Annotated in this window: 9 protein-coding genes and 1 pseudogene; 8 read left to right on the forward strand and 2 right to left on the reverse strand. The window is 34.9% G+C overall.

Annotated elements, in window-relative coordinates:
* Positions 1-174: 174 nt before the first annotated feature.
* From HET73_RS09515 to fmt, 8 genes and pseudogenes are all read left to right on the forward strand, one after another.
* Positions 175-360 (forward strand): annotated as a pseudogene (locus tag HET73_RS09515) (phage terminase large subunit); the annotation flags it as partial.
* Between the two features lie 48 nt (positions 361-408).
* Positions 409-1,581 (forward strand): MFS transporter, encoded by a 1,173-nt coding sequence (locus HET73_RS05710; protein ID WP_174133094.1) that lies wholly within the window; start codon positions 409-411, stop codon positions 1,579-1,581.
* Between the two features lie 61 nt (positions 1,582-1,642).
* On the forward strand, positions 1,643-1,948 hold the full coding sequence (locus HET73_RS05715; RefSeq protein ID WP_174133093.1) for an integration host factor subunit alpha: 306 nt from the start codon (positions 1,643-1,645) through the stop codon (positions 1,946-1,948).
* Positions 1,941-2,258 carry a MerR family transcriptional regulator gene (locus HET73_RS05720; protein ID WP_174133092.1) on the forward strand — a complete coding sequence of 106 codons (318 nt, stop codon included), beginning with the start codon at positions 1,941-1,943 and terminating at the stop codon, positions 2,256-2,258. The genes HET73_RS05715 and HET73_RS05720 overlap by 8 nt, the downstream gene beginning before the upstream one ends.
* A gap of 156 nt (positions 2,259-2,414) precedes the next feature.
* Positions 2,415-2,858: a PAS domain-containing protein gene (locus HET73_RS05725; RefSeq protein WP_174133091.1), complete on the forward strand. Its 444-nt coding sequence runs from the start codon at positions 2,415-2,417 to the stop codon at positions 2,856-2,858.
* A gap of 102 nt (positions 2,859-2,960) precedes the next feature.
* Positions 2,961-3,167: a 50S ribosomal protein L35 gene (gene rpmI, locus HET73_RS05730; RefSeq protein ID WP_174133090.1), complete on the forward strand. Its 207-nt coding sequence runs from the start codon at positions 2,961-2,963 to the stop codon at positions 3,165-3,167.
* Positions 3,168-3,187: 20 nt separating this feature from the next.
* Complete coding sequence (gene rplT / locus HET73_RS05735; protein ID WP_174133089.1) at positions 3,188-3,553, forward strand: 50S ribosomal protein L20; 366 nt, start codon at positions 3,188-3,190, stop codon at positions 3,551-3,553.
* Positions 3,554-3,581: 28 nt separating this feature from the next.
* Positions 3,582-4,484 carry a methionyl-tRNA formyltransferase gene (gene fmt, locus HET73_RS05740; RefSeq protein WP_174133088.1) on the forward strand — a complete coding sequence of 301 codons (903 nt, stop codon included), beginning with the start codon at positions 3,582-3,584 and terminating at the stop codon, positions 4,482-4,484.
* Positions 4,485-4,552: 68 nt separating this feature from the next.
* Here the strand turns inward: fmt and HET73_RS05745 are convergent, their stop codons facing one another.
* Positions 4,553-5,020, reverse strand: a complete 468-nt coding sequence (locus HET73_RS05745; protein WP_174134169.1) for a hypothetical protein — start codon at positions 5,018-5,020, stop codon at positions 4,553-4,555.
* A 138-nt stretch (positions 5,021-5,158) separates the two neighbouring features.
* The coding region (locus HET73_RS05750) for an HK97 family phage prohead protease (protein ID WP_174134170.1) at positions 5,159-5,680 on the reverse strand (522 nt) is incomplete at its 5' end.

Consider the following 5,680-nt stretch of genomic DNA (forward strand, 5'->3'; position numbering starts at 1 on the left):
TGGCTGAAATAAAACAACTTCAGGAAGAAATAGCCTAGTGATCTTTGTAGATTTGCCACTTCTATTTTCGTTGTTTGCTTTACACCATAAACAAGTTATGTAAATTCTATAGCTACCGTCATCCCGCTACTTGTTAGCGGTATCTAGAGATACCGCGGCGGTATGACGTGCTTTCTTGTGTTAGCTATAGAATCTGGAAAAGTTTTTCTGCCGCACCAAGCAATATGGCTGAATGATTTTGAGTATGAGATTTTAATGTTTCCAGAAACACATTACAACGACCAAGTCGACAGCACCATACAATACCTGCAGTGGGTGAGAAATAGCACCTTCAGAATCAGGAATTTTACCCAACAATAGCCTCAAAAGTGAGTTAATATCAATAAATTACTTATAAAAATAAATCTTATGAAAAACAGAGCTTGGTTCATTTGGCTGATCAGTAACTTGGTTGTTATATTTAGCAACATGCAGATAATCTATGCCTTTATAAGCGTGGATCTTGAAAAAGAACTGGGTCTCACAATTGCGCAAGTTGCACTGGCCAATTCAGCATATACTTGGACCTTTGCCATCTCACAGTTTTTCAGTGGGGCAATGTTTAATATTTTTTCCAGTAAAAGAATTTACTTTTTCTCATTGTCAACTATGATCTTTGGGTTTTTTGTCCTTATTAATAGTGACAATTTTTCTCATTTGATTTTGTCGCAATTTTTGATCGCAATTGGAGCATCATTTGGTTTTGTTGGGGCTGCTCATATAAGTAGCATCTGCTTTTCCGTTGCCCAATTTGGACTGATGTTTTCACTAGTGCAGACAATTTCAAGTCTTTCCGCACTGGTAATTCAAATCTTGTTCTCTAGCTTGCTTGCTGAAAATATATATTGGAAGAACCTGATTGTATGCATAATACTATTTGGTGTGTCGATGTTTGTATTTATGTTTTTTTACCCAAGCACACCTTTAAAAAGCAAACACACAATAAAAAGCTCTGTGAAAACAGTAATATGCTCTATATTAACAGTGTTGAAATTCAGGGATATCTGGATAACTTCAATGGTAGGTGCTATTACTTTTGGGACATTTTTAGCACTTAACACCCTATGGGTTCCAAGGTTACTAAGTAGCTCAGAACTCAATGCAATGGAGTCGGGTATAGCCACTGCAATATTGTGGCTTGGTCTTGCAATCGGTGCTCCAATTGCAGATCGAATTTCGAATTTATTTAGAAATAGAAAGCATGTGATCTCTGCCTTTGCTCTGTTGCAAGGCACTTCAATTATTATTTTGTTATGCAGCCACTTAACAGTTCATATCATATATTTTTGTATGCTAATGCTTGGTTTTTTTGCGGGAGGACATATGCTTAATTTTACTGTTGGTAGTGAAATTGTGAAGCGGGAATACATCAGCACGTCATCGTCTATTATCAATGGGTTTATGTTTATCATGAGCGGAATTATAGTGTCAATTTTGGTACTTTTTCCAGATCATAAAATGGCGCTTCTTGCGATATTTACAATATTGGCAGCCACCAGTATTTTAAATTATGCTACAAAAGAGACATACCCTAAAAAATAAAGTAGCTGAATCTTGAGTCGATTGTTATATTATATTTATATATTGCAATACTTACCAAATTATGGATTACGTTAAAACAAAAGACAAAACGGTAACTAAGGCAACAATAGCTGAAGATATAAACCAAGAAATAGGATTATCAAAGGAAGACTCCATCGCGATAATAGATGATATATTGGATGAGATAAAGGTAAGTTTAGTAAAGGATGGAATAGTAAAAATATCATCATTTGGAACATTCTTGGTTAAAAAAAAGAAGGAAAGGCCAGGAAATATACCAAACACATCAAAAAAAGTGGTAATTCAGGCAAGAAATTCAGTTTCTTTTAGACCTTCAAAAGTGATAAAAAAGTTAATCAATGGATAAGGAAAAATTACTCTACACGATTGGAGAAGTAGCTGAGGAGCTACATTTAGAACAGCATGTTTTAAGGTTCTGGGAGAATCAATTTCATCAGATTAAACCCATAAAACGTAAGGGAAGAAGGCTATATGACCATAAATGTATAGAGGCTATAAAGAGAATAAAATACATGCTATATGATAAAGGATACACAATAAAAGGAGTGCAAAAAGAATTTGATAATAATGTAAAAATCAATTGCGGGTTAAAGGATTTATTACAAGAACTTACCGATTTAAGAGACTATTTGATTAGTAAAATAAATAGCGAGTGATAGTATGTAAATTGTGTGCATATAGCTGGATAAGAAATTATGTTAAGGAACGCCGTGTCGTTTAAATAGTAGCATAAAAATTTAATTCCTCTGCGATTAAGAAAAAATCAATACATTCACGATAGATTCGGCTTAGTTTTGTATGTGGATGTTAGAATGGAAAATTATGCAGGCAAAGAAAGAAGAATAGTTAATGTAGTGACTCAGCACTGGAGTGATATAAAAGGATCAGACAGAGACTGGCCAGAAAGGCACGAAATAGACACTGCTGAAATAATGGAGTCATGGCAGCATTGTTTTATTGTTGAAGTTAATGACCGAGGTTACATTTGTGAAAATGCAGGAGAAAAAGCTGTTGAATTCTATGGTTTTGAAAAAAAAATGTGCATTGATAGTAAATATGCAATTGATGCACCATTTTTGCGATTATATAAAGTAGATGCAGTTGTTGATAAGCTTGACACTGTAGTGGATAGTAAGTGTCCAATCAATGAAGAGGAAGAAAGTGAGAGTGTTAAAATGAGGCAAGTATTGTTGCCGCTTGGGAATAAAGAAGGTATAACGCATATATTGGGCGTAATTACATTTAAGCTCGTTTAATATACAATTTTAGGTTTTGCAACTTGTAGGTTGCATGCTACTTGATTCTTTGATAAGATTGCTACTACTAAAGAATTTGATGATAATGTTTGTAAAATTTATATGAAGAAAATGAAATTGAAAACCAAATCTTCTGTTAAAAAGCGCTTTAACCTTACAGCTAAGGGTAAAGTTATTTCTACTCAATCAGGCAAAAGGCATGGTATGGTGAAGAGAAGCAAATCTAACATTCGTAATCAGCGCGGTACAACGATTCTCGGTAAATCTGACTCGCGTATAGTTAAGCTTTACATGCCTTATGGTATTTAACAAAATGGAGGTAAAATAAAATGGCTCGAGTAAAACGTGGGGTCACTACCCATGCTCGTCATAAAAAGATATTAAACTTAGCAAAGGGCTATAGAGGACGTGCAAAAAATTGTTATAGAATTGCGTTACAAAGGGTTGAAAAGGCATTACAATATGCTTACAGAGATAGAAGGAATCGCAAGCGTGATTTTCGTGGTTTGTGGATAATACGTATTAATGCAGCAGTAAGAGAGTATGGGCTTACTTATGGTAGATTTATACATGGCCTCACGCTTGCTGGAATTGATTTAAATAGAAAGATTCTTGCTGAAATGGCTGTTAATTATAAAGATGATTTCGCAAAACTAGTAGAAACTGTAAGCAGCAAATTAGCAGAGAGTTCTTGATTTACTCAAACAAAAAACATTTAGCAGCATGAGAGTTATTTTCATGGGGTCACCGGAGTTTGCTGTTAGTGCGTTAAACTTGTTATTAAAGTCAGAAAATGAGGTAGTAGCAGTATATACCAAAGCTCCGAAGCCTTCAGGCCGCGGACAAAAGATAACAAAGTCTCCAGTACATGTCATTGCTGAAGAAAATGGTATAGAGGTGTGTACTCCTACTTCTTTAAAATCTCTGGTAGAGCAAGAAAAGTTTAGAAATTTCAAGCCAGACGTTGCAGTTGTTGCCGCATATGGATTAATACTTCCAAAAGAAATTTTGAATATACCAAAATATAATTGCATTAATATTCATCCCTCACTGCTACCTAGATGGCGTGGTGCAGCTCCTATACAGCACGCAATCTTAGCGGGAGACCAAGAAACAGGGGTTAGCATCATGCAGTTGAATGAAGGTTTAGATTCTGGTCCTGTTTTAAAACAGAAAAGATTTCTGATCGAGAAAAATGACAATTATAAAACGTTACATGATAAATTGTCTAGACTAGGTGGTGATTTGCTGATGGAGGTGTTAAATGAAATTGAAAAACAGGTTCCTGTAGAGCAGAATGATGATAATGCATGCTATGCTGATAAAGTGGAAGATTATAAAATTTATGCGAGTGACATTTGTGAAATTGCTTATAGAAAGGTTAAAGCATTTTATCCAAAAGCATTTGTCAAGATGGAGAATAAACGCCTCAGGATACTGGATGCTGATTTTGATGCTTCTTCAATTTCAGGACAAGGTAAGATCATTAATGATAATATGCACATAAGTTTGGAAAGTGGTACTTTAATTCCTAAAGTGGTGCAAATGGAAGGAAGAAATCCTTGCGGTGTTGCAGATTTTGTTCGTGGTTTAAAATCTAGCATGGTAAAAAAGTTTATAGAATAGAACCCTTGCATAGCCAATTTATAGTAGTACGAGCAACACAGGCAAGCCTGCTATACACAAAGTGTAAGCTATACCTGGCAGTTTTTTGATTCGGTAGGCTTTTCAACGAGACTAGTAATAAAATTGATTGTATAGTTAGCTGCTTCATCGAATTTGTTGTTTATACCTTTTCCTATTTCTTTATCTTGCAAGTGATCATACAAAACAAGAACAGCTACAGCTGCGCACACTGCTGCAATTAAACCAACACTTACTATAGTAAATGCTGATAACAATAGTACAGATATAGATGTTAACCCAACAACAATTTTACTTCGTGTTGTTTGTTGTGCTACTTGATTTTGTTCTGTTTTCTTCTCTTCAGAAGTGTTTGATGTTACTTTCACAAGAGTTTTCATCGCGATTGTTGCAATTGCAATTGTAATCAACCCTATAGCTATTTTCGCTAAGAGAAAAACCGATGGTAGCATCATTACAAATAATAGCGAGCCAACCCCTATTGCTAACCACTTCCAGTTTGTTTTTGTATCAAGCATTATAACCTCCACTCTATTTAATTTAATATTAATATAAAATGTGAAGGTAGTCAAGGTATGTTTTTTGTTTGTATAATCTAAGAGCCTGTTTTGAAAGGAGTTAAGTAATTCCTTTTCAAGACATGTTCTTAATAAATTTTAAGTAGAGATATTTGTAAGTACATCGTTTGCCTTTTGTATTGCTCTCATTAACATTTCTTGTTCACTATCTTGACTCTTCACATTAACTACCTGGGCAGCGGAATTTGCAGGAAAAGTAACCAAACTAACTTCCCATAGTTCCACTTGTCTTAGCACCCGAGCTCCACTTTCATGATCAATGTCATATTTTATAGGCATATAGCCAATTGAAAGGCCATTGATTACCCCAGTTTTGAGCATTAAGTAAGCCTCTTCTGCTTTTCTAATACCCAAAAGTAAATGCGCAGTTATATACAGGCCAACATCATTTTCACAAATGTCTATAATATTGCCTATAGGCTTGCTCGGATTGTGCTGCCAAAGGAGTTTTATTTTATCTTTATTCAAGTTTTCTTTAAATGCTCCAGGTAAGATCAGGTCATTCTGTTTATCAACTATGTTAAAAACGCTCGCGTAGCCGGAAAATATGCCATTTTCTCCTATATTTTTTATTGATAGTGGTGAACAGAGAAATTTCTT

This window comes from Wolbachia endosymbiont of Atemnus politus, from assembly GCF_013309895.1.

Excerpts from the sequence above, each read along its gene's own strand:
- HET73_RS05710 (WP_174133094.1), top strand. The coding sequence starts at position 409 with ATGAAAAACAGAGCTTGGTTCATTTGGCTGATCAGTAACTTGGTTGTT.
- HET73_RS05715 (WP_174133093.1), top strand. The coding sequence starts at position 1,643 with ATGGATTACGTTAAAACAAAAGACAAAACGGTAACTAAGGCAACAATA.
- HET73_RS05720 (WP_174133092.1), top strand. The coding sequence starts at position 1,941 with ATGGATAAGGAAAAATTACTCTACACGATTGGAGAAGTAGCTGAGGAG.
- HET73_RS05725 (WP_174133091.1), top strand. The coding sequence starts at position 2,415 with ATGGAAAATTATGCAGGCAAAGAAAGAAGAATAGTTAATGTAGTGACT.
- rpmI (WP_174133090.1), top strand. The coding sequence starts at position 2,961 with ATGAAGAAAATGAAATTGAAAACCAAATCTTCTGTTAAAAAGCGCTTT.
- rplT (WP_174133089.1), top strand. The coding sequence starts at position 3,188 with ATGGCTCGAGTAAAACGTGGGGTCACTACCCATGCTCGTCATAAAAAG.
- fmt (WP_174133088.1), top strand. The coding sequence starts at position 3,582 with ATGAGAGTTATTTTCATGGGGTCACCGGAGTTTGCTGTTAGTGCGTTA.
- HET73_RS05745 (WP_174134169.1), bottom strand. The coding sequence starts at position 5,020 with ATGCTTGATACAAAAACAAACTGGAAGTGGTTAGCAATAGGGGTTGGC.